This window comes from Hathewaya limosa, from assembly GCF_030815255.1.
Classification (GTDB): Bacteria; Bacillota; Clostridia; order Clostridiales; family Clostridiaceae; genus Hathewaya; species Hathewaya limosa.
In genome coordinates this window covers 105,765-130,064 of record NZ_JAUSWN010000005.1, presented here as the reverse complement: position 1 = coordinate 130,064, position 24,300 = coordinate 105,765, and the positions used below count along the sequence as shown (strand labels likewise).

Annotated in this window: 19 protein-coding genes; 3 read left to right on the top strand and 16 right to left on the bottom strand. The window is 26.7% G+C overall.

The annotated features are described in order from the left end of the window. Window positions 1–463 precede the first annotated feature (463 nt). From QOZ93_RS04410 to QOZ93_RS04390, 5 genes are all read right to left on the bottom strand, one after another. The gene (locus QOZ93_RS04410; RefSeq protein ID WP_307355255.1) at window positions 464–940 is read right to left on the bottom strand and encodes a MarR family winged helix-turn-helix transcriptional regulator; all 477 of its coding nucleotides are present in this window, start codon (window positions 938–940) and stop codon (window positions 464–466) included. A 22-nt stretch (window positions 941–962) separates the two neighbouring features. After that, a complete protein-coding gene (locus QOZ93_RS04405) occupies window positions 963–2,615 on the bottom strand; it encodes an FUSC family protein (RefSeq protein ID WP_307355254.1) in 1,653 nt (550 codons plus the stop codon). Between the two features lie 201 nt (window positions 2,616–2,816). Next, window positions 2,817–4,814, bottom strand: a complete 1,998-nt coding sequence (locus QOZ93_RS04400) for a methyl-accepting chemotaxis protein (RefSeq protein ID WP_307355253.1) — start codon at window positions 4,812–4,814, stop codon at window positions 2,817–2,819. A 187-nt stretch (window positions 4,815–5,001) separates the two neighbouring features. After that, window positions 5,002–6,348 carry an N-6 DNA methylase gene (locus tag QOZ93_RS04395; protein WP_307355252.1) on the bottom strand — a complete coding sequence of 449 codons (1,347 nt, stop codon included), beginning with the start codon at window positions 6,346–6,348 and terminating at the stop codon, window positions 5,002–5,004. Between the two features lie 12 nt (window positions 6,349–6,360). Beyond that, complete coding sequence (locus QOZ93_RS04390; protein WP_307355251.1) at window positions 6,361–6,915, bottom strand: restriction endonuclease subunit S; 555 nt, start codon at window positions 6,913–6,915, stop codon at window positions 6,361–6,363. Window positions 6,916–7,367: 452 nt separating this feature from the next. On the opposite strand from QOZ93_RS04390, the gene QOZ93_RS04385 reads away from it, so the two are divergent. Together QOZ93_RS04385 and QOZ93_RS04380 are read left to right on the top strand one after the other, a co-directional pair. Continuing rightward, window positions 7,368–7,514: a hypothetical protein gene (locus QOZ93_RS04385; RefSeq protein ID WP_307355250.1), complete on the top strand. Its 147-nt coding sequence runs from the start codon at window positions 7,368–7,370 to the stop codon at window positions 7,512–7,514. 218 nt (window positions 7,515–7,732) lie between these two features. Then, window positions 7,733–8,893 carry a dicarboxylate/amino acid:cation symporter gene (locus tag QOZ93_RS04380; protein ID WP_307355249.1) on the top strand — a complete coding sequence of 387 codons (1,161 nt, stop codon included), beginning with the start codon at window positions 7,733–7,735 and terminating at the stop codon, window positions 8,891–8,893. A 66-nt stretch (window positions 8,894–8,959) separates the two neighbouring features. On the opposite strand, the gene QOZ93_RS04375 is transcribed toward QOZ93_RS04380, so the two are convergent. From QOZ93_RS04375 to QOZ93_RS04360, 4 genes are all read right to left on the bottom strand, one after another. After that, entirely contained in the window at window positions 8,960–9,838 is an 879-nt protein-coding gene (locus tag QOZ93_RS04375) for a polysaccharide deacetylase family protein (RefSeq protein ID WP_307355248.1), read from the bottom strand. Between the two features lie 123 nt (window positions 9,839–9,961). Further along, the gene (locus tag QOZ93_RS04370; protein WP_307355247.1) at window positions 9,962–11,350 is read right to left on the bottom strand and encodes a glycosyltransferase family 2 protein; all 1,389 of its coding nucleotides are present in this window, start codon (window positions 11,348–11,350) and stop codon (window positions 9,962–9,964) included. A gap of 66 nt (window positions 11,351–11,416) precedes the next feature. Continuing rightward, window positions 11,417–12,514 (bottom strand): HEAT repeat domain-containing protein, encoded by a 1,098-nt coding sequence (locus QOZ93_RS04365; protein ID WP_307355246.1) that lies wholly within the window; start codon window positions 12,512–12,514, stop codon window positions 11,417–11,419. 5 nt (window positions 12,515–12,519) lie between these two features. Then, a complete protein-coding gene (locus QOZ93_RS04360) occupies window positions 12,520–14,634 on the bottom strand; it encodes a family 2 glycosyl transferase (RefSeq protein ID WP_307355245.1) in 2,115 nt (704 codons plus the stop codon). A 352-nt stretch (window positions 14,635–14,986) separates the two neighbouring features. Here QOZ93_RS04360 and QOZ93_RS04355 point away from each other — a divergent pair, with 352 nt between their 5' ends. After that, window positions 14,987–16,702 carry a GxGYxYP domain-containing protein gene (locus QOZ93_RS04355; protein ID WP_307355244.1) on the top strand — a complete coding sequence of 572 codons (1,716 nt, stop codon included), beginning with the start codon at window positions 14,987–14,989 and terminating at the stop codon, window positions 16,700–16,702. Between the two features lie 73 nt (window positions 16,703–16,775). On the opposite strand, the gene QOZ93_RS04350 is transcribed toward QOZ93_RS04355, so the two are convergent. The 7 genes from QOZ93_RS04350 to QOZ93_RS04320 form a co-directional block, all read right to left on the bottom strand. Continuing rightward, entirely contained in the window at window positions 16,776–17,861 is a 1,086-nt protein-coding gene (locus QOZ93_RS04350) for a DUF5050 domain-containing protein (RefSeq protein ID WP_307355243.1), read from the bottom strand. Between the two features lie 357 nt (window positions 17,862–18,218). Beyond that, window positions 18,219–19,025, bottom strand: a complete 807-nt coding sequence (locus QOZ93_RS04345) for an MBL fold metallo-hydrolase (RefSeq protein ID WP_307355242.1) — start codon at window positions 19,023–19,025, stop codon at window positions 18,219–18,221. Window positions 19,026–19,372: 347 nt separating this feature from the next. After that, the gene (locus QOZ93_RS04340; protein WP_307355241.1) at window positions 19,373–19,648 is read right to left on the bottom strand and encodes a CD3324 family protein; all 276 of its coding nucleotides are present in this window, start codon (window positions 19,646–19,648) and stop codon (window positions 19,373–19,375) included. A gap of 364 nt (window positions 19,649–20,012) precedes the next feature. Then, a complete protein-coding gene (locus QOZ93_RS04335; RefSeq protein WP_307355240.1) occupies window positions 20,013–21,236 on the bottom strand; it encodes an NAD(P)/FAD-dependent oxidoreductase in 1,224 nt (407 codons plus the stop codon). After that, window positions 21,237–21,686, bottom strand: a complete 450-nt coding sequence (locus tag QOZ93_RS04330; RefSeq protein ID WP_307355239.1) for a 4Fe-4S dicluster domain-containing protein — start codon at window positions 21,684–21,686, stop codon at window positions 21,237–21,239. A gap of 18 nt (window positions 21,687–21,704) precedes the next feature. After that, window positions 21,705–23,591 (bottom strand): anaerobic carbon-monoxide dehydrogenase catalytic subunit, encoded by a 1,887-nt coding sequence (gene cooS / locus QOZ93_RS04325; RefSeq protein ID WP_307355238.1) that lies wholly within the window; start codon window positions 23,589–23,591, stop codon window positions 21,705–21,707. A 57-nt stretch (window positions 23,592–23,648) separates the two neighbouring features. After that, on the bottom strand, window positions 23,649–24,062 hold the full coding sequence (locus tag QOZ93_RS04320) for an RrF2 family transcriptional regulator (RefSeq protein WP_307355237.1): 414 nt from the start codon (window positions 24,060–24,062) through the stop codon (window positions 23,649–23,651). Window positions 24,063–24,300 lie beyond the last annotated feature (238 nt).

The window sequence follows — 24,300 nt, the reverse complement described above, 5'->3', positions numbered from 1 at the left end:
GCACTACGTGCACATAGTGTGGTACTATGACCTCTGCTGACTTCTGATAGTTCAGTTACATATCACTATGTAAGTTATCATGTAGGAAATTCATCCTTTAATGATATATCTATCAGACCTCCCCAGGTAAGAACGCAATCTTTCATTCCATATATCTGCCACATATACTGTAGTAGCTTTCGGGTGATACGGACTTTGTTTTGTTATGCAAACTCATCCAGCTATAATCAGCCTCTTATGTGATTCGTATTCCTCAGACCGGAATTTTGCCCTCCGACTTCCTTCAGATTCCATCTCGCAATGGACACCCTTGTCATTGGCTAACGCCTATATCACCTTCGGCGCTCGGGACTTTCACCCTATAGATTGCGCCCATGCTGGGCGCACATAAAAAAGACTATCTCATAATTTAAGATAGTCTTTTTAGAATTTTATATATTATTGTAATTCAACATTTTTATTATTACTTAAACTTTTCCACATCACATATTAATTCTTCATCATCGAATCTTATATCAAAATTATTTGTAGTAATTTTTCTAAATAATTCTAATAGCTGCTCTTGTTCTTCTTTGTTTAGTGCCCCGGTCAATCTATCTTCCCACTTTTTCGAGATACTAATAACTTCATCTTTTTTCTCTATAGCATAATCAGTTAAAAAAATATGATATTTTCTTTTATCTTGTTCATTTAGGACCTTTCTCACATATCCCTCTTGTTCTAATTTTGCTATTGCACGTGTAGTAGTAGCTTTATCTACACTCATCTTTTCTGTAAGTTCATCATGACTTAATCCATTTTTTAAATATAATTGTAATAGAAATTGATACTGCCCTGCACCAATATTTAGTTTTTTATATTCTTTTCCTAAATAACTTACTCCTACCCTAAAAAAATGATTTATATATCTACCTATTGATTCGGTATTACATCTCTCCATATCTCCAACTCCAACATTTTATTTATACCTTAACGGATTTAAAACAATTATCTATATTAAACAAAACTTTATTTCTTATACTAGATATTTTTTTATATAAATCTAAATTTTTCTCAATACTATTCTCTATTAATACATTTTCTATTAATTTTATTTCTAATAAAAGATTATATACATCATTATATCCCTTATTCTCTTGTTCAATCATATTAGAAATTTTAAATGCACATTGTTCATATATATTATAAAGTTCTTCCATGGAATCTTCAACTTCATACTTAAAAATAAATCTATTAACTATAATTGAGATTATAACTCCCAACATTACAAACACTAATCTATCTAACGCTACCCCCATATGTGCGCCTGCAGTAACGGCTCCCCCTATACCTTGTATTGTTATAAATATCATTTGATAATCATATCTCTTTACATACATATTTATATAACTAGTTAGTAATACAATTATTATTCTTGCTGTATTGTCTTTAAATATAGTAAACAACATAGCAAATACTACTACTCCAATTGCAGTCCCAACTATTCTTTCTTTTACTTTCTTAGTACATTTTTCATAGTATGGTTGTATTAATGCTAAAATTGTAAAGGTTAACCATTTTCCATAAGGTAATTTAAATATAGTTGTTAAAAAAATTCCTATACTTAATGTAATTGAAAGTTTAAGAGAAAATTTAAAACTAAATGAATGTATATTTACTTTTTTTATTATATTTTTTATTAATAAATCACTATCTTTATTTATTTTTTCCTTAGAACAACTTAAATCTTCAACATTAATTTTAATTGATTTAAATATTTGTATAAGTTGTTTTGATATATCATCATTCTCATAATATTCTACATCTAATGTTTCATATTTTACTATTTCTTTTCCATTTAAACTTTTATTTAATCTTTCTAATGATTGCTTAGTGACACTAAGTAAACCCTTATATTTATCAATTTTTTTATGCTTTACAATTACTTCTACAAGTATAGCTAATTTCTCTAAAGATAATATTATATTTAAATTTATTTTACTATTATCTGATAAAATCTTATTTTTTTCTCTTTTATCATAAATACATTTAATAAGTGTGTTTATATCTTGTCTTAACTGCTTTTCTTTATGCTCATCATATTTTCCATTTACACTACTTTCTATCTGACTAACCAAGCCCTCAATTATTAATTTTCTTTTTTCTGTAAGGGTCTTTTCGAATTTTTTCCCATTAAACAATAATTGGAGTAATATTACAAATATAGAACCTACTGAAAGTGATATCAATCTTTTAGGTAAACCTTGTAATGTAGCTGGTGAAGTTAACATCATAAACAAATAAGATAATATAAAAGGATAATATAATGGTTTTTTATAAATATCTACTGTATTGTATACTATACCAAATATTAATATAAAGTTTATTATTATTCCTATAAATGCATTTTGCATAACAACATACGAACCAATACCCAATATAATATTTAAAATTAAAATCCAAAAAAATCTTCTTAAGGGATTTTGAGTTAAATCTTTTTCAACTATACATAAACCGATAATTACTGTGCATACTCCTACAATAGAATTTTCATTTCCAAATACTTTACTAAATAAACTTACAAATAACGTTATTAGGATAAATGTTATTGTGTTAGATATTATTGTCTTTTTCACTCTTTTCATCTCCTTACTACGTTTCGTTGACATAGCAACAATTATACTTTTATTTTGTTGCTGTGTCAACATTTTATTCTTACTATATTATGAAATTTTTCCTAAAATAGTGTATTAGTAAAGTTATTCTTAATAAAATAAAAACTAAAAGGTTATCCCACATCTTATTGTAAGATAACCTTTTAGACTTATTTTAAGCTACTATAGTTTAAATTTTGAAATTAAACTTTGTAAATTTATCGTAATATTTTCTAGATCTTTTGTATTCCTAACAACCTCATCCATATTGGATGTTTGTTGTTGAACCGAAGCAGATACTTCCTCTGTTGTTGAAGCTGATTCTTCTGAAATAGCGCTTATATTTTCCATATAATTCAAGACCTCATTTTTATTAGAATCAATATTTGAAATTTTACTCATCAGTTGATTTATTTGTTCCGTAGTATCATTTACATTATCACTTATAAGTTCAAATATATTTTTAGTATCTATTGAAGCACTATTCATCTCTTCCATATTTTTACCTGAAATATCTATTTCTTTTCTTATCAATAAAACAGCTTGTTCCATTTCTTTAACTACTTTTTCAATTTTTTCTGTAGATGTATTTGTTTCATAGGCTAATTTTCTTATCTCCTCCGCTACTACGGCAAATCCCTTTCCATTTTCTCCAGCCCTAGCAGCTTCTATAGCTGCATTTAAAGATAATAGATTGATTTGCTCAGTAACCCCTTTAATAGTATCTGTAATTACATTTATATTCTCTGATTTTTTTTGTAGATTTTGCACTTCATCAAACAACTTCTTAACACTTTTATCGCTGGAATTAACAGATTTCTCTAAGCTTTGTATATATTCTATTCCCTTTTTATTTTTATCTTCCGTCTCTTCCATATATTCTTTAACTTTAAAGCTTAATTCATTTGCATCATGTATTTCACTGGCTAAATTATTTAATTTGTCTACACCATCTGTAACAGACTTTGCTAAATCTGTAGATGAATAAGCTATATTATCAGATGCTTTAGATATGTCATCTAGAGCTATAGATGTTTCATTCATGACCCTTGAAAGGTTATTAGTATTTAAATTTATATTTGTAGCATCATCTTTAATATGTTCAACTATAACCTTTAATGATTTTCTCATATTCCCCAATTGCTGAAAAATGTTACCAATTTCGTCCTTTCTCTCTAAATACTTATCAAACATTTTATTATTGACCAAATTAAAATTACTAGTATCACTTATCAAGTTTTCAGTATTATCTAAGACCTTAATTAGTTTTTTGAATAATAGTGCACCTATAATTGTTATTATAACTACAGTAACTACTATAATTACAACGGCCTCTACTGTTGCATCAATTAGTTCTCTAAAAACTTCTTTTGAAGGTGCCAACGTAACCAATATCCATCTTACATTTTTAAGTTCTTTATATGCCGTTAAATATCTTTCCTTATTCTTAGAACTTTTATATGCTAAAAAATTCTCTCCTTTATCATTGATAGATTTATTTAAAATATCATAAGCATTTTTATCTACTTCTTTTAAATTTTTCCCAATTAATTGATTATCTTTATTAATTAAAAACTGGCCATTTTTACTAACTAAATAACTGTATCCATTATCCTCTATTTTTATTTTATTAATTAAATTTTCTATAAAGGAAACATCAACAGTAATTTGTATAATACCATTAAAATTACCTTGCTTATCTAAGATTGGTCTATCCAAAGCTACTATTTTTTTATTGTCAATCTTATCAACAAAAATATCACTTAATACTATGTTATTACTTTTTTTAGCTTCATTAAAATGTTCCTGTTCAGAAATATTTATTTCAGCTTCATTAGTATCTTTTAAATTCCCCTCTTTATCTACATATCCAAATGCCTTTACATCCGTATAGAAATTTTTAATCTCATTTAATCTTTTTATAATTTTATTTTTATCATTACTAGCGAAAATAGGATTATTCTCATAAATAAGATTTAAAGTATTAATCTTTTCCTCTAGCCATTCATCTATATTTTGAGATTTTATATCTACTAACTCTTTTTGTTGTTCTTTTATATGGGATATACTAAATTTTTTAAAACTATTAAGTTGCAATAAATTACTCAGAACAAGTGGTATTATAGTTAACATCATCATAAGAGTTGTTAATCTTTTTTTTAAAGATTTTATCTTTGCCATTTAACTCACCTCTTGAATATACTTATTAATCAAATTTCATAAAACTTAATCAATATATAATATATTCATATAAAATTTTTATACCACATTTTTCATAAAGTTAAAAACTTAAAAATATATTGTATACTAAACTTTTCATAAAAAAAGATTCCATATAATAGAATCCTTTTAAAATTAATTAATTTTATTAATTGATCAAATAACTGTCTAATTGTTTTTGAACTTCTTTAATATTTTTTTGTAAGCTTGTCATTTTTTTATTAATTATTTCTATATTTAGTTCTTCACGTTCTCCCAAACTTTCTACATACCTTTGAACACTTAAATTATTGTTATTCAACATTAATTCTCTTCTACTTACTACTTTAGAAAATCCTATTTGTTCAACATAATTTTCATAGGTTGTAACTATTTTTTCTATCATAGAATCTTGTAATACGGTTAAAACTTTTGATGATTCTACATTATTTATTACATCTATAAATAATATTTCTTCTCTTTTTCTATTCTTTTTAAAAATTAATATATTAGTTGATACCGTAGTACCGTACATCATATTATTGGGCAATGCTATTATACAATCAATAAGATTTTCTTCTATTAAGGCCTCTCTAATCTTACCCTCTGAACCTTTTCTAAATAATACACCACTTGGTTCTACTACAACAGCCATTCCTTTCTCATCTAAAGATTCTACAATATGAGTTATAAAAGCATAATCTCCTAAAGACTTGGATGGTAATCCTCTATAAAATCGATTATATTTATCACTTATTACCTCATTATATCCCCAATCTTTAATAAAAAAAGGAGGTTCTGAAACTATGCAATCAAATTTTTGTAACCTGCCCTCTATGATATGTTTAGGATTAGTAATACTATTGCCTATATGTATATTTTTGATATCTTGAATTCTTCCACTTATTATTAATAACATTTTACATATATTTATCACATTTTCATTTATATCTTGTCCATATAACTTTATATCTTGTCTTTTAATGGCTATTTCTGTTATTAAGTTTCCATTTCCTATAGTAGGGTCATATAATGACTTAAATTCAAAATTTCTTAATAAAATTCTAATTAATTTACTTATATTAGGCGAAGTTATATTTTCTATTTTAGTTGTTTTAAATACAGTGTCTATACACTTTTTAAAGACTTGTCCTCTCACTCCATCTGTATAAAATTCATTTAGATATGTAATAATCTTCTTAATTAAATTTTTATTTTCTAACTTTTCTAATTTAAATATATGATTTATAATATTTTTCAAGCAAGCATTTTCATTTATAAATATATGTAACTTATTGAAAAACTCTTTCGTATCTCCATTCTCCAAATTAAAATCTATATTTCCTTTAATTTCTTTATAAATAAATTTATCTTTACTATATAGTGCCTCACTAAGTAAGTTTAGAAAGGTAAATTCTAAAATTATTTTTTGGCACTCTTCTAAATCAAAATAACCACTTAGTAAATTTGTAAATCCATTTAGATAATCTTTACTATTCTGCTTTAGTTTAATCATAAGTTATTCCCCTTAGTCTAGAATATTTCTTAAATAAACTTTAAATTGATTTTCTCTAGTTCTAACTAAATCTTCTAGGAGTATTTTTTCTTTTTTCATAAGTTTATATATATTTGAAAGTTCTTTCTGCTCTTCTAAATCGATAATTTTGATATCAAATTCTTCTAAAGCCTTAATTTTAATAATAGGTATGACAGATCCTTCCGCACGTTTTTTTAAATATTGCTGAGCATATTCTGAATTTAGATACATAGCTAAATATCCAGGATCTAGAATATTTTTATCTTTTACAGTTAATATAATAAAATGTGATGTAGCCACCGTATTTTTTAGTTCTTTATAAATTATTGCAGCTGTATTATCTCCACTTTTAGCTTTTAAAATAATATCATCTTTACTTAATAAATATTTTTCACTTAATTTTTCTGAATTAAATGATTCTAGTTTACTATAATCAATGATTCCATCTTTATTTACGTCTTTAAGTCTTATTTGTAAAAAATCATTTCCCTCTGATGTCTTTCCTTGGAACCCACTTTTTAAAATACAAATTTCTTTTAACTTCATATAACCTCCTAACTCTAGGCAACCCTTTGCTTAAAACAAAGTTCGCAATGTTTATTTTAAGTTAACCTTTTCTTAAAGTCAACATCTTTGAATTTACCATTATATATAAACTTAGAATTACTAATTTTTTAGTATATTATATACTGATATTGATTTTTATTATCAAAATCATAATATATACCTAAAAGCGGGAATAATTTTTAAAAAACTATTATTTATAATTTTAACTTTTTCTTTTATGCTATGGGAATGTTCTAAATTTACTTCTTCAAATTTATCAATTTAACCCATAGAACTGGTTAAAGGAAATCCTGTATTAACTCATTTATTTTACACTTAAACATTATTCATGTAATAAAACTTTAGGAGAATTAACTTATTCTATTAAAGGAAAAAATGATTTCACATGTATGACAGTATCATTTAAAAGTAAACAAAACTTAGATAAATAAATGTTATCTTCTTTTGTAAATCATAATTATAATTCACTTAAAAATTATAGACCTGGAGATGAAATAGAATTGTGGGGAGCATTTAGGAACATATCTGATACTCATCCTCTTAATTCCTTAACATATCTAGCTAAAAAATCAAAATAGTCTATAATCTACAAATTTAAAAATAAAATTTAATTAAATTTTAAGTAGATTTAAGATATATAATATTATTTTAAATCTACTTTTTTATTTTTTTCTGAAATCTATTTAAGTATTTTTTTGTATTATTCAATATTTTACTTTTTTTATTCCTATTTTTTTGTTACAATTAATCATAATTAAAATAAATACGACATATTTTTTTCAAATAGGAGGCTAACATGTTTAAAGATTTTAAACTGGGTTTAATTCCCAAAATCATCTTAGGTATTATATTAGGTATTTTAATAGGTAAGTTTACCCCCGTAATGGTCGTAAGATTCTTTGTAACTATTAGTTCAATTTTCGGGAACTTTCTTGGATTTGTTATACCAGTAATTATTTTAGGTTTTATTGTATCTGGTATTGCTGAACTTGGAAACGGAGCTGGTAAATTATTAGGTCTTACCGTAGGAACCGCTTACATCTTTACATTAATTTCTGGATTTTTTGCATATACCGTTGGAAAAAGTATTTTACCGTTTATTATAACTCCTTCTACTTCAAACGCTATTGGAAAAGCCGCAGCTGATTTAAAACCTTTTTTCAATATTGAAATGGAACCTATAATGGGAGTTATGACTGCACTTATATTTGCTTTTTTATTAGGATTAGGAATTTCTGCTGTAAAGAGTGATATATTAAAACAAATAGCTCTAGATTTCCAAAAAATTGTTTCAAAAGTTATATCAAAGGTTATTATTCCATTGCTTCCTTTGTATATTCTTGGTATATTTGCAAACATGACTTATACTGGAAAATCTACAGCTGTATTATCAGTATTCGGAAAAGTATTTTTCATAATTATAATATGTCATATGATAATTATATTATTTCAATTTACTATTGGTTGTACTATAAGCAAACAAAATATATTTAAATGCTTGAAAATACAAACAACTGCATATTTAACAGCATTAGGTACTCAATCTTCTGCAGCAAGTATTCCTGTGAATATAGAATGCTCCGAAAAAATGGGTATTTCTAAGGGAATAAGACAATTTGTTATACCTCTTTGTGCTACTACTCATATGTCTGGTAGTACAATTACTTTAACACTTTGTGCAATGGCTGTAATGAGATTAAATGGAATGCCTATAACTTTATCAGTTTTTAGTGGCTTTATAGCAATGCTTGGTGTTTCTTTAGTAGCAGCCCCAGGGGTACCTGGTGGATGTGTTATGGCTGCACTTGGAGTATTACAGTCTATATTAGGATTTAATGAATCCATGCTAGCTTTAATGATAGCCTTATATGTAGCACAAGATAGTTTTGGAACCGCTTGTAACATTTCAGGAGATCAATCAATTGCCATGATAGTTGATTTCTTTAATAAAAAATAATATATAAAAATATAAACCGACTATAAAGAACTCTCTTCATAGTCGGTTTATATTTTTAAAACATTTTTATCTTAAATATTCCTGAAAAATTTTCTTGAAATCATCTAAACTCATAGGTTCCATTCTTACTCTATCTAAAGAAAGAATACCATTGTCTATATTAGCAATTCCATTTTTGGTAGTTACGGCCGCTTCCATGCCTGCAGATTTAGTTACTTCTAACGTTGTTTTTGTATATCTGCCTACAGGATAACACAAATATTTATTGTCTATTCCCAACTTTTCTTTTAAATATATTTTAGCATCATTAATAGCTTTAGTTTGTGCTTCTCTTCCCCTCCAATTTAATCTTTTATGATCTGATGTATGACTTTGAATATCCATTCCATGAGCCTTCATTTCCTTTAGCATGTTCAAATTCATATACATGCCATCTTGATTAACATAATTTGTGATTACAAAGAAGGTACCCTTCATATCATACTTTTCAAGTATCCTATAGGCATCTGTATAATTATCAAAATATCCATCATCAAAAGTAAGAGCTACAGGACGTTTAGGAACTTTGCCTGTTTTAAATGCCCCTACGACATCCTTCATAAGCATTGGAGTAAAATCATTTTCTTTAAGCCATTTTATCTGTTCTTCGAATTTATCCACTGGCATTAAAAGCTTGTTTATCGGATTAATATTAGAAATAGAATGATACATTAAAATTGGAATGTTAACATTCTCCGGTTTTTTTTGTACATATTCTATATTCTTTTTGTGTTCATTATGTTTTTTATTTTCTTTTTCTGCATCTTTTATTAATTGCTTTTTATATCTTATATCTGTATCTAAATCAACATTAAAATAATTATATGTATATTTCATTTGTATAAAATTATATATACCTATAACAGCTAACACTACAATAATACCTATTATAATTTTTTTCTTCATATCTTCCTCCCTTTGATCCTTCTCTTGCGTATATACTAATATTCTATTTTATTATAAAGTATTATTTAATATATTTGTAGTGTATAATTTTTATCTGATTTTTTAAGCAAGCTTAAATTTCAACTAATTTTGCTTAGTCCTTTTAATACTTCCCCATTTATGTTTATTTTTATTATAACCTATAAAGGCAGATACCCTGTATAAACTTATCAGTTGTCTATAACCTATACCTTCAATAATAGACACTAATATTAATTTTAAAATTACATTTGCTTTTACTGATTCTTTAAAGGCATAAAGTTCAAATAATATAGATGCAATAGAAATTGATAATCCATAAACAATTATTATAAAATAATACTGAAATAACAACTGTAAATTAATTATTTTACATAAAAAAGCTAGTGTAATTACTCCTACTCCAAATAACTCAACTATGGGTGTTATAAGTTCAAAAAGTAAAAAATAACTTTTTGCTAAAAACCATTTTGAATTTAAAAACATTGATTTATGTATAGACATACTGTGTATTAATCCAATTTGCCATCTTTTTCGTTGAGTCTTTAAACCCTTTAAAGTATTTGGTGCTTGTGTATAGCAGTTTGCATCTGGTGTAAATCCTATATAATATTCTTCTTTATTTCTTAAAAAATGTTTATGCATTCTCATAACTAGTTCCATATCTTCGCCTACCGTATCACTTTTATAACCACCTATTTCCATAACAACCTGTTTATTAAATGCACCAAAAGCACCTGAAATTATTAAATTCATATTAAAAATTCCCCATACCATCCTATTAGTTAAAAAGGCTCTTAAATATTCAATGATCTGAAAAGGTACTATTAATCCTTTGGGTTTTTCTACCTTTATAACTGTTCCATCTTTTATAGTAGTAAAGTTAGATATTTTTATATTACCTCCTACTGCTATTGTTTTCTCATTTTGCATAAAAGGTATTACTATTTTTTCTAGAGAATCTTTCTGCAATATTGAATCTGCATCTATTGCTACGAAGATAGGATAACTAGAATAATTAATACCTACATTTAGTGCATCCGCCTTACCACCATTTATTTTATCTATTAATATTATAGAAATATCATCCTTACTTCCCTTATATACAGCTACCACCTCATTAGTTGCTATATTATTTTTCATAGGCTTGTATATGTACTTTAAATTATATTTTCTTTTAACTAACTCCACTGTATTATCCTTAGAACCATCACTTATTACAATTATTTCATATTCTTTGTAATCTAAAGATATTAATGAATCTATAGTATTACAAATAGTCACTTCTTCATTATAAGCTGGCACAAGCAAAGATATTGGAATATACTCTTTAGACTTATTTAAATTAAAGTTGTATATAAATTTTTCAGTTTGTCTATACTTATTAAAACTTAAAGCAGAGGCAATAACAAAGATAAAAAATACTGAAAACATTACAACTGAATATATTAAAACCATATTATCTAATATTAATACTATTTTGCTTAGGTCCATATTATTTTCTCCTAAATTATTAAAACCTTTTTAATAATAATGAATACTCCTTTTTATTCTTTTTCATTAAATGATTTTTTCAAATAAATCTTGTTTTACCATTAATCCATGTTTCTCACTTAATATATTTAACATAGCATTAGCTGCATCTATATTATCTTCATATATAATATTTACTAATTCTTCTTTATCCTTAGTAAGACAATATAATGCAGTTGCCGAACTCTCTCTTACATAATCGTTAATATCTTTCAATGAGTCTCTCAACTTTAAAATCACATTTTTATCATCATAATTTTTTAAGGCCTGTGCACTTAAAGCTCTGATTTCCCAATCTTCATGAGATAATAGATTTAATAACTCTTCCTTTACCTCATCCCATATAACCTTTATAAAATACTTGATACATAAAATTTTTATTTCTTTGTCCGTATTATTATCTTGTAATACATCATATACAGATTTCTTTCCATTTTCATAATTTATATTGATGAAATATGATAAAACAATCTCATTTAGCTTGCTATAATCCTTACTAAGCTCTTTTTCCAATCTTTTATTTAACTCAGCTTTGTTTCCTTTGAATTTACTAATACTTTCAATCAACACATTAGAATGTATAAAAGTTGATGAATGTATAATTATTTTTAACCCCTTCATAAAGTAAGCTAACTTTCCTAGATTACTCAATGCCTTTATTGCATTTACCTGTACATATATTGAACTATTATTACAACCTTCCAGCAATCTTTTATAGTACTTTTCTATTTTAAACTCACCTATAAGTCTTACTTTATAAGCATTATCAAATTCATCTTTAACTTTTTCATTTAAAATATTATCTAAAATTTTTGTATGCTTTATAAAATCTATAATTAATTCCCTGTCATATTTTTTTCTATATAAAAGATATTCACATATATACTGACGATAAATTTTCCTTTTAATAAGTTTTTTTATTTTCCATACTACTTCCTTATTTACTTCTTTGCCTAATTTAAAATTATCTATTTCATAAGATATAACATTGCCTATAGTTTTATTTAAACCACTTAATTTTCTAGATTTCTTTTTATCTTTAACATAACTAAAGATTATATATATGTATATACTTATTAAATAATATAAAAATATTAAAATAACATAAAAACATAATTTGATCATAAAACTCACCTTCTATCTATATTCTTAAAGGCTTCCTGCATTATATAATAAGATTTTTTTAACCTTTCATGATATTTAGGTAAATTCCATTTTTCCCAACTATACCTTTGCATACTAGCTTCATGTTTTATAACCTTATTTTCCGCAACATAAGCTCCCACATTTATATTTTTTATTTCTATTCCTCTGATAAAATTGATTTTATTAAAATCATCAAGAACTAATTTCTTCGCTGGATTGCTTACATTTAACATAAGCCAAGGAATTCTTATCTCGATATCATCACCATTTATATTAAAATCCGCTAAAGAATTATATCCTTTATCTTCAGGATTTCCATTTCCATGTATTAAGTTTCCTACCTCAACATCTTGATTTTTTAATATTTCTCCCGTAGTAGGTATAATAGATTCCCTAAATATCCTTTGCTTTAATACACTAAATTTATCGATTTTACTATCTCTTGCTACTTTGCCATTGAATAGAAATTCAAAAACATTATAATAATCATTAACTAAAATTTTGGAATTTTTTTTACCCTTTATAGAAATTATAAAATCTGCTTTTTTATTAAAGGTACCCTTATACCCCTCTATGCTATTTACTCCTGATTTTCTTGTTATATCAATTGGAATTAAAATCTCTTCTTTATCTAAATTCAAATTTTCTTTATTTACTCTAAGATATAAATATGCCTCATCACTTTTCATATAAAGCCTTATTTTATCTCCTTTAGTCACCAAATCTTTCTCTTCCCAATCCTCAATATTTCCGTCTACATAAACTGTAGATTTATTTTCTCCTGAATCAAAAGAAAGGAGTCCAAAAAATTGCTCATTAGTCATTTTATCTGCCCAATATGCTCTACTATGAGGATCATCCATATCCATGGTATTCCATGTTCTTTTAAACCATTCATCTTGCCATGAAAACACTATGGCTCCTGCATAACCTTCCTCATATATGTCTTTAAGCATTTTTTTATTCATTTTTCCTTGTTCAATTTCATCGATCATTCCTTGATTAAATCCCTTAACTAAATCTTTATGTGTAATCCCTCTTGATGTCGGTATACCAAATTCAGATACTACAACTGGTATATTATGATAAGTCATTAATTCCTTAAGATACGCTTTATAAGAATTGTTATTCCCATCTTCATCCTTGAAATTTATATATTTATGGTCAAAATTCAAAAAGTCAGGATAATATGGATATATGTGGTAAGATGCAAATAATCCACTTAAAAATTCTTTTTTAGATTTTATAGTTTCAGTATTAATATTAGCTATTCGATTTGATTCTTCCACATCATTTTTATGCTCTATAACATCTGTAGTTAACCAATTTGTAAATGCAATTGGTTTTTGCATTTTATACTTTTTTGTTTCATAACTTATTGCATAATCTCCTACATTAGCAAAAAATATTTCTATTGGCTTGGATTTTTGTGTGTAAAGCCATTTTCCATTAAAATCTTTTAGTCCCTTATGTCTTGCATTAGTTTCTTTCACAAAATAAGGATCCCATTCTATTCCTAAAATATATCCTATAACATATGGTGATATATCATATGTATAATTTCCATATGCCTTTCCTGGAATTTTTTTTAGATTATAATTACCATGAACCACATCGATAACCCTTGAAATTTCTAATTTAAAAGTATCAATTATATTAGGGTTAAATGCATCTAGTTCCTGTGCCATATCTTCTTCATCTTCCCATACTCCATGTATTATATAAAGAGGTTCAATGGTATGTTTATTAAATTCAAAAAGTGCCTCATAAAAAGCTGGCATTTGTAATGTATATACTCTAATTACATTGGAATTCATATCTTTTATCTGTCTAAACCATCTCAAATATTCTTCCTTGGTTATACCAAATTCACCTGGGAAATATCCTGGTTTAGCAGCTCCAAGATTTACACCTTTTAAAAATATCTTCTGCCATTTACCATTTTTATAGACTTCTAAACTTTTTCCGGCTGCTCTCGCAATCTGTTCTATATTTGTATCCTTATTCATATTTATGTAATTTCTTAACATATAACCAAAGTTATATATACATAAAAATAAGGCCAAAAATATAGTACATACTTGTAGATATCTCTTCATTCATTCTCACCTTCTTTCTGAATTTATCATTAATTGTACCTTCGAAAAACCTATAACACTTATTTTTAAAAAATTACTTAATACCTAATATATTTATAGATTTTTAATTATGGTTTATAACATATTTATGAATTTTTAATTAACAATTTAATTTTGTGTTTAAATTATAACACAGGTATTTTGGATATTTATATAAAAAATCATTGGTATTCCTGGCAATGTTTCTAGCAAACCTTTCCTTTAATTAAAAAAAGTTACTTCCTATCTAGTTGAAAGTAACTAAAAAATTTTATATTTTTTCTATAACTGATCATACTAAATTTATTAAGTAATAAATTTGAGGTGAATATATATGCAAAATTTTTTTAAAAAACATATATCAAAATTAATTATTTCTCTCTTTATTTGTACCATTTTTTTTACTTCGTTTAACATATATACAGTAGTTACTCCTAATAAAAAAAATAACCAAAGTATTACCACATTAAATCCATGTAATTCTACTAATAATAATTATGAAATAAAACAACAGAATAAAATTCCTATCACTTCCAATAACAATCCTTATATAAAGAATTCAAAAATTCCTAAACATCTTTATGTTATATCTCAGGATTATATGATTGAAGAAGAAAAAACTATGATAGCCACACTTCAAGGTTTAATTTCTAATAGATCAGAGTCTCAAATTTATACCCTTAACTCTTTACAACCTGATTATAAAATTTGGCTTGAAGATCTAAAAAATCATTACGGTGTCACTTATGAATTAGTTGAAAATCCTTGGACATTAATAAAAAAATTTAGGCCTTTTATACATGGATATGTACTTTATAGTCGTAATTCTTTAAAAGATCCTTCTATTAATAACGCTTGTTCTCTTGCCTCTTTAAAAAATTGTATAGCTATAGATAGAAATCTTGAAGGTTTAGTTAGAAATTGCGGTATAACAAATCTAGTTAAAGATTGTAGAAATACGGATAAAAATTGGGCATATGATAACTTGTGGAATTCTGGATTAAATCATTCTACTGTTATAGAGTTATCTCCTAGTAAAGCTGTTGCTCTAAGAGATTATGCCATAATGACAAAATCCTTAATTTTTTACGAAGATAGTATTTCTGATAAAACTTTAAGAGAAAAAGTTTTTAAATCTATGAAAACTAATGGGATATGTTTAGGTTGGGGACCTGATGAGCATGAAAATGTATCCATTACATCAAAATATGGAATTAGTATGGTAGCATCTGATTGGTCATACAATTTAACTGTTTTAAGTGCCTTTCCATCTAATCCAATAAAACAAAAATCTAGTAAGAAAATAAAAAAAGAAGATAATGTTCATTATGTAACTATTGTTATGTCCGATGGTGATAATCAACAATGGCTTCTTGGTAGTAATTATAATTCACCTAAATGGTATGGTTCACCAAATAGAGGACAATTTAATATGGGATGGACAATAAGTCCATCACTTTACTATCTAGCTCCCACTGTATTTAAAGAATATTATAAAGATGCTAGTACCGGATTAAATAAAGATAATTTTTTAGTACCACCTTCTGGTATGGGATATATATATCCTAGTAAGTTTCCTAAAAACAAATTAAAAACATATACAAAATCTTTAAATAAATATATGAAAAATGTTGATGAAAATTATGTAGTTATAATTGATGATGATTCTTTTTATGATAATAAAGTCTGGAATAAGTTCACATGTCACTCCAATATTGATGGTTTATTTTACCTTAATTATCACAAACATGATGACTATCATGGTAAAATATCTTGGTCAAATAATAAACCTATTGTATCTTGTAGGGATTTACTTTGGCATGAACTTGAAGATGAAAATACACTTATTCAAAATATAAATGACAGAATTGAAAAAGGATATACAAATGTAAAAGATCCCAATGCATATACCTTTGTTTATGTTCATGCATGGAGTAAAGATATGAACAATATTAAAAATGTTGTAGATAAACTGAATAAAAATTCTAAAGTAAGAGTAGTTTCACCAGATTCTTTTATGAAATTAATTAAAGAAAATATTCCTCATTAAATTTTTTATTTTAATAAACTTATATCTAATTATCACTAATTTATAGTAGTGATAATTAGATATAATCTATTGTTTAATTATCTATTTTCTTTTCTAAATAATTACTAAATTCATCTGTTACCTTTTTTTTATTTGTGTCATACATAGCTATAAATTTATTATTTATTCTTGTGTATATAATTCCCTCAAAATCAAATAAATCACTATCCTTATATTCATACTCAAATAATTTTATTTTTCTACCACTTATTAAATCAAAACTCATAAATTTATTCTTGTTATAATAATAAAAATTTTTGCCAACCAAAATTTTGCTTTTAACATCTTTACAAGGAATGATTTTATAACAAGCTCCATCTTTTTCAATTGCACATACCTGATCATCAACATTATCTGTAGATTTATCTAATAAAACTACAATATAATTTTCATATGCGCCCAAAAACTGTATTTTAGGATGGTTTTTAGAACATTGAGGATAAATTCTTTTTCCATTTGCACTAATATAACTTTGAATTATAGGCGACGATGCTAAAACAGTTTTTTCATCAATAATTACAGATGAACCATACCCTGCATCAAAAATTTTTTTCTTTCCATTCCTATTCAATCCATAACTTATCATCTTACCTCCTACATAAGCTGGAATTTTACCCATTAAACATTTTAAATTTGTTACATAAACAAGCTTATCATTTCTTATAAGAATCTGACCTACATTTTCACATATAACTCTTCTATCCGTTTTTCCATCAAGTTTAACAGATACAAGTTCCGTATTATTATTAGCAATATTATTTATATAATATAATCTATCTTTATAAACATTAAGGAATGTAGCTCTATCATTATTAATATTTTTTTCATTTTTTCCACTTAATTCAACACTATATATTCCTCTTATATCTTTACCACAATAATATATTCTATTGTTATACTTACAAGCATGAATTTTATTTTGAAAATTGTTTACTGAGTTCCCGAATATTCTATAACTATCACTATATTTTTCATGGGTCATTTTAATTAATTGTTTTTTAGAATACTTTATTTCTGTTTTATTTCTTAGTCTTTTTACCTCATAGTCTGTATCTACACAACCACCTAATACTACTAAACAAAATATCAACATCATAATTAACTTATTCTTATTCTTCATCTAACGCCTCCCATGTTGTTGAATATAGTATTTTTCAACTTTCCATTTTATGAACTTATTATAAATATTATACAATAATTCCTGTTATTTTCTCAATTTATACAGCTAAAGCGTTAAATCAAATTTTTAATAAAAATAAGTCTATTTATCAATAAATTTTTAATATAAAATACACTAACAATCATTGATATAAGGATTTTCGTTAACTTATTTAAGTACACATGTAGTATTTTAAAACAATTGTTAATATGTTAAAAAATAGTAAACTTATATTGAATAAACTTTTAATATTTAATAATATAAAACCATTCTATCTTGATTATAACCTGTAAAATAACTAACCAAATGTTATAATAACTATTCCTGTTCCTTTTGTTCTGAGATTTTATCCGCTACTTCCTTTCTTAAATTATTAAAATAATTTTTAATACCTGCCTGGCCTATTATAAACGGGTTCTCTTCGTTGCATTTTCTATTTCTTACTATTTCTAAATTCGAATATCCATTTTCACAAAATAAATGTGCTGTAATTTCAACACTTACCTGCTGAGCTTGTACATACTTTTCAAAATAATCAATAGATTTTCTGTAATCTATCTTTGCTTCTAAATCATTTGGAACTCCAAGACCACCCCATTGAGCTACATTGTAAACCTTCCCATTTTGTTTAACTGGAAAAATCAAAGATATGCAACCTGGCGTATGTCCTGGTGTATCTATAATATTTACCGTGATATCACCTAATTGTATTTTTTGTCTATCTTTTATTTTAATATCCACTAAACATTTTGGTGATCTAGGTCCATTCGCTCCACATTTAACATTATTCATAAAGTTATAATCTATTTGGCTCATAGCTATTTTCGCTTTATAATTATCCTTAATAAATTGTGCACCACCATAATGATCTCCATGTCCATGTGTTATGATAATATATTTAATCTCTTCTGGATTTAAATTTAATTTTTTCATACCATCAATAATTAATTGTGCATCACGATTATCCCACATAGAATCAATTAGAATAATCCCTTCAGATGTTTTTAGCACCCATGTTACAACACTTCTGCTACCTATACAGTATAAATTATCAAAAACCTTTGTTGGTTCCAAAGGTGTATTATCAAATAATTCTTGTGGAAGATTTATTTTTTCTTTACTCATTATTATCTGCCTCCTATTAAAAACTTCTTCTAAAATTTTGTACTATGTTACTATTTTATAAAAAATTATTTATAAATTACTTTTGTAAAAGATTACAATATAAAACTATTACTAAAAACTTTATTCCCTTGTATTTCCTCAATAAATAATAACATCATAGAATGTAAAGCCCAAGTTCATAAATAAATCTGTAATGTTTATAATCACAAGAGCCTCTATTAAAAATGGATTTATCTATGTATAAACTAAAGTTAAAATATAAAAACACCATAACTTCTATGTAATAAATAATAAAAATTTAAGGCATACTTTTCATAGTAAAAACTGTGAAAAATACGCCTTTTATATTAATCATTATTTCTTTCATTTCTAATTATTCTTCTAATACTGCTTTCCGTTAAGAAATACTGCTCAGATAAAACCTTAACAGCTATTCCTTGGGAATACTTATTAAATATTTCTTTATCTCGTTCTTTTAAATAGATTTTAGTTTGGGTATTTTCCCCCCAAGACTTTCTGTTTTCATTTTTTCTAGGTATGTAAAGATATCCACCATCAATATATTCTTGAATCATTTCAATTATATTATGTGGTAATATATTTTGTGCTTTTTCATATTTCATAATTTCTTCGCCCCACTCTACATTTAGTATATAAATGAGAATGCAAAGATTGATTAAAATACGAAAAACTTAATATTCATATATTTGGCTCCAAGCAAAAGTTTTTCACATACTACAATCTTTGCATGGAGCTAACTACTTTTTTACGTGCAGACATGATAAATTCACTTCCTTTTTGTTCTATAATAAATCATTTAAATAACTTATGTCAATTTTAGTCTTTTCTTCTTACAGTGTAATTACCTATATATAATAAATCTATTAACTAAATCATTCGTTACATTAAAATAACCCACAAAACTAAAAGTTAGATTTTGTGGGTTTCGTACTATATGTTAAACTCAATTGTTAAAATACATAATTTTTATCTGAAATAATATTCACCATTATCTTTTATACCATAAAAATCAGCAAAACTTATATCTAATACATTTTTATTTTTACTTAATATATTAATCTTATTTTTTATTAAGTGGGTTAAAACTCCACAATAAGATATGTCACCTTGTAATAGGGCTCCATATATTCTGCCATTCTTATGAATAATTTTTTTATAACTATTTTTAGTTTCACATACACTTGTTATAAAGCTTTCATCTGGTGCTTGAATTATACCTAAAGATACAGTATCAAGTCCTAAAAAGTTCATAGAATTTTGGAAAGCAAAATTATCTTCATGAACAGTTTCAATACCAGCCATGTTTAGTGCCGCTGTTTTTCCCTGCTTTATTGCAACAGGCCATATTGGTGCTAAATTTGTTACATCACCTGCTGCAAATATATCTTGAGCAGTAGTTTTACAGTTACTATCAATAACAATTCCTCTTTCAACCTTTACAGATGAATTGCTTAAAAAATCAACATTTGCTTTAACACCTGCTGCAACTACTATATATTTACATGGTATGATTTTGCCTGTACTTAAAACCACACCTTGAGCAGCACCTTCTCTATCTAATACTGCTTCTTGAACAGAAGCGTTAGTTATTATCTCTACATTATTCTTTAAAAGCAACTCTTCATATTTTGAAGCCGCCTTTTTATCCAATTGAAGTGGTAAAATTCTATCGGACATTTCAATTAAATGTATTCTTACACCCTTATGAATGAGACCTATAGCAGCATCAATACCAACAAGCCCTGCCCCTATAATTACAACATCATCTCCATATCTACACTTTTCAGATATTGAAACTGCATCTTCAATATTTCTAAGGCAAGAAACATTATTCGCCTCTATTAAATTTTTAATAGGAGGAATTGTAGCAGAAGAACCAGATGCTATTAATAATTTGTCATAAGTAATTTTTACATTATTTTTTAAAACTACTTCCTTTTCATTCTCATTAATTAAAGCTACCTGAACATCTTTAATCCAATTTATCTTATTATTTTCAAAAAAATCCTTCTCTATAAAAGATATTGATTCAAGATCTCTTTCTCCACCTATAACTAAATGAAGCATGCATCTTGAATATACATTTTTATCTTTAGATATCATAACTATTTCACAGTTAGGATCTACTGTTCTTAAAGTTCTCGCCGCACTTATACCTGCAGCACTCGCACCTATAATTACGTACTTCATTTACTCTACCTCCTTACTTAAGGAAATAGCTCCAGTTGGGCAATTTTCAACACATCTTGGAATTTCTCTTCCATTACATAAATCGCATTTCAATATAACTTTTCTATTAGTCTCATCGGCTTTAAGAACACCAAAAGGACATGACATTACACACATAAAACAAGATGCACATTTCTTTTCATCATATTTTACAACACCAGTAGAAGGATCTTTTGTCATAGCACCGCTCATACAAGTAGCAACACATTCTGGGTTATCACAATGTCTACAAAATATAGGTGTCAATCTTCCTTTTGAATCTAAAGTTATATGATTTCTACTCTCATTTTTACTATCTTGAAGTTTTAAATCAAATATGGATTTCCCTTTTTCATTATGCTCAGCCATACATGCTAAGGTACAGTTTAAACACCCTTGGCATAAAGCCCTATCAATTATAATCCTCTTCATTAGTTAATCCTCCACAAACTATGCTAAACCTAAGTTTTTTCTTCTACTAACAATGATTTCCTCTAAACGATCCGCAGTTTTCATTACATCATCTTCAAGAATTAATTGTCCACCTGTAATGTATGGTAAACATTCAGTTAACGCATTAGTTACATTCTCACTTCCAGTAATGAAAGGTGGAATCGCAAGATGTAGTGGAAGTCCTAAAGCTAATCCAAAGGCACCATCTGCAAGTGCTTGTTCTTCTAACCATTGTGGTGCAGATAATACTAACGGAAGCTGTGGAATATCAACTTTTAAATACTCAGCTAGTTGTGATGCAACCATTTCAAGTCTTCCAATTGCAAGACATGGACCAAAATTTAAAACAGGAGGAATTCCTAAACTCTCACATACTGCTTTTAAATTATCCCCTGCAAACTTAGCAGCTGAAGGAGACATTAATCCTACATTTTCTAATCCTCCACTAGAACATCCTGCAGAAAGAACAATAATATCTCTTTTAATAAGTTCTTTTGTCAATTCTACAGTAAATACATCATGACCTTTTGCAGTAAGATTTGAACAGCCTACTACCCCTGCAACTCCTTTTATCTTGCCACTAGCTATTAAATCAACAAGAGGTTTCCAAGAACCACCTAGGAACTCTTTTAAAGAATTTTCACTTACTCCAGTAACAACATCATCAAATCCATGATCCATTGGAATATTTATTTTTACATTTTTTCTTCTATTTGAGTAACTATTTAAAGCTTCATCAATTACCTTATCCGTAATAGTTTCTCTTTTTTCATATGAATACTTAAGATACTCTGCATTAACCTTTTTAGCTACGTCATCAAGACAAATCATTTTAACATCAAATTTATCAGCAATTGGCTCTAATCCTGGAAGAGTACAGTTAAACTCTGAAACAATAATATCTATTCCACCAGTAGCAACAAGAGCTTCACTTGTAAAGTTATTTCCCGCATGTCCTGAGAAAACTTCACTATAATGTTTACCTCTAAGTTGTAAATCTTGTCCAACACATGTACAACCAACAAGCCTAAACCCTTTAGCTCCAACAGCTTTTGCTTTTTCAGTAATATATTTTTCCACAAGTTTATCTTGAAGATGAGCTATAATTGAATGTTGATGACCTGTAATCATTATATTTATGTAATCTGGATCTACTACTTTGAATCCAACCTTTGCTTGGCGTATTGCAGGTTCTCCAAGCATAACATCATTTAAAAGATTAGTTAACCCTAGTCCATATAAGCCAGTTGAAATTCCTAAGTTTAAAGAATTTATAACCATATCAATAGGATCACTATTTAAATTAGTTGAAGTTTTAACTAATGCATCAAATACTTCTGCCTTCGCACCACCTGGAAGAAGGTTAAGCTTTTCCCATTCCTTAAATCTAGGAGCATATGCAAGCTTTTTAACAAGTTCCATTTTTTCATATCTAGGTTTATATAGATCTTTTAAAACAGTATCTGCTACAAGTGTTGCTTTCTTGTGCATATCATATTCATTTATTCCAAAAAGTTCTGCTAAGTGATTTAAAGCATTAACTCCTTTAATAGTTCCTTTATTCTCTCCAGTTTTCTTTAAATTAAGTGCTGTATTTTCAACTATATGTAAATAACATGCAGAACCAGCTGCTACTGCTCTTAAAAAGTTACGTGCAACAATTGTATCTGCATTAGCCCCACATACTCCACGAGGAGATTTTGGTGTAATACGACATGGTCCATTTGAACATAAACGGCAACAGACACCTTGTTGTCCAAAACCACATTTTACTTTTTGCTTTTCTACTCTATGATGAGAAGTATCCACCTCAGAATTTGCTATAAATTTTTCTAATACCTTATCGGCACTACTACAGGTTGTACAATTTCCACAAGTATTCATTAAATTTCCTCCTTATCTATACCTTTTTGGTATAGTTTTAATTATTTAAAAAGGGAATTAATATTCCCCTTCTTTTAAATCTTTAAAATTAATTTTTGATAATTGCAAAACAAGATTTTCTTGAACTCCACTAATAGCTCTATGTACTTCACATTTTGTACCTTTTTTAGCAGTACATAAGCTCGGATCCAGTATACAACGATTTAAACATATTGGACCATCTATGGCCTCTATGACATCTTTTAGTGTAATTTCTTCTGGTGGTCTATTAAGAGAATACCCACCATTAATACCTCTATAGGATTTAATAATCCCAACTGCAATCAGTTTTCTTAGCAGTTTTAATAGAAACCTACGAGGAAGATTCTCATGTTCTGCAATAGTTGCTGCATCCACTTTTGCTCCATACTCTAACTTAGATAGGTAAAGTGTTACGCGTAAACCATAATCAGCTTCTTGAGTTATTTTCATATTATCTCCTCTAAAACTCTACTTAATTGGTATACTTTTAGTTTAATTCTTTTCAGTTTTGTTGTCAATAATTATTTGTATAATTTTAACTTTAAGTATTTTATATGAAAATTATTTCTTTTAATTTCTTCATATTTCAACCTTCTAATTATTTCGAACATAGCTTCTACAAGATTGAAATATATATCAATATATCACCTTATTTTTCTTATTTATAGGCATAAAAAAACAAAGTTAT

Excerpts from the sequence above, each read along its gene's own strand:
- QOZ93_RS04350 (WP_307355243.1), bottom strand. The coding sequence starts at position 17,861 with ATGAAGAATAAGAATAAGTTAATTATGATGTTGATATTTTGTTTAGTA.
- QOZ93_RS04380 (WP_307355249.1), top strand. The coding sequence starts at position 7,733 with ATGTTTAAAGATTTTAAACTGGGTTTAATTCCCAAAATCATCTTAGGT.
- QOZ93_RS04340 (WP_307355241.1), bottom strand. The coding sequence starts at position 19,648 with ATGAAATATGAAAAAGCACAAAATATATTACCACATAATATAATTGAA.
- QOZ93_RS04375 (WP_307355248.1), bottom strand. The coding sequence starts at position 9,838 with ATGAAGAAAAAAATTATAATAGGTATTATTGTAGTGTTAGCTGTTATA.
- QOZ93_RS04330 (WP_307355239.1), bottom strand. The coding sequence starts at position 21,686 with ATGAAGAGGATTATAATTGATAGGGCTTTATGCCAAGGGTGTTTAAAC.
- QOZ93_RS04345 (WP_307355242.1), bottom strand. The coding sequence starts at position 19,025 with ATGAGTAAAGAAAAAATAAATCTTCCACAAGAATTATTTGATAATACA.
- QOZ93_RS04335 (WP_307355240.1), bottom strand. The coding sequence starts at position 21,236 with ATGAAGTACGTAATTATAGGTGCGAGTGCTGCAGGTATAAGTGCGGCG.
- QOZ93_RS04370 (WP_307355247.1), bottom strand. The coding sequence starts at position 11,350 with ATGGACCTAAGCAAAATAGTATTAATATTAGATAATATGGTTTTAATA.
- QOZ93_RS04410 (WP_307355255.1), bottom strand. The coding sequence starts at position 940 with ATGGAGAGATGTAATACCGAATCAATAGGTAGATATATAAATCATTTT.
- QOZ93_RS04390 (WP_307355251.1), bottom strand. The coding sequence starts at position 6,915 with ATGAAGTTAAAAGAAATTTGTATTTTAAAAAGTGGGTTCCAAGGAAAG.
- QOZ93_RS04355 (WP_307355244.1), top strand. The coding sequence starts at position 14,987 with ATGCAAAATTTTTTTAAAAAACATATATCAAAATTAATTATTTCTCTC.
- QOZ93_RS04320 (WP_307355237.1), bottom strand. The coding sequence starts at position 24,062 with ATGAAAATAACTCAAGAAGCTGATTATGGTTTACGCGTAACACTTTAC.
- cooS (WP_307355238.1), bottom strand. The coding sequence starts at position 23,591 with ATGAATACTTGTGGAAATTGTACAACCTGTAGTAGTGCCGATAAGGTA.
- QOZ93_RS04385 (WP_307355250.1), top strand. The coding sequence starts at position 7,368 with ATGTTATCTTCTTTTGTAAATCATAATTATAATTCACTTAAAAATTAT.
- QOZ93_RS04360 (WP_307355245.1), bottom strand. The coding sequence starts at position 14,634 with ATGAAGAGATATCTACAAGTATGTACTATATTTTTGGCCTTATTTTTA.
- QOZ93_RS04400 (WP_307355253.1), bottom strand. The coding sequence starts at position 4,814 with ATGGCAAAGATAAAATCTTTAAAAAAAAGATTAACAACTCTTATGATG.
- QOZ93_RS04395 (WP_307355252.1), bottom strand. The coding sequence starts at position 6,348 with ATGATTAAACTAAAGCAGAATAGTAAAGATTATCTAAATGGATTTACA.
- QOZ93_RS04365 (WP_307355246.1), bottom strand. The coding sequence starts at position 12,514 with ATGATCAAATTATGTTTTTATGTTATTTTAATATTTTTATATTATTTA.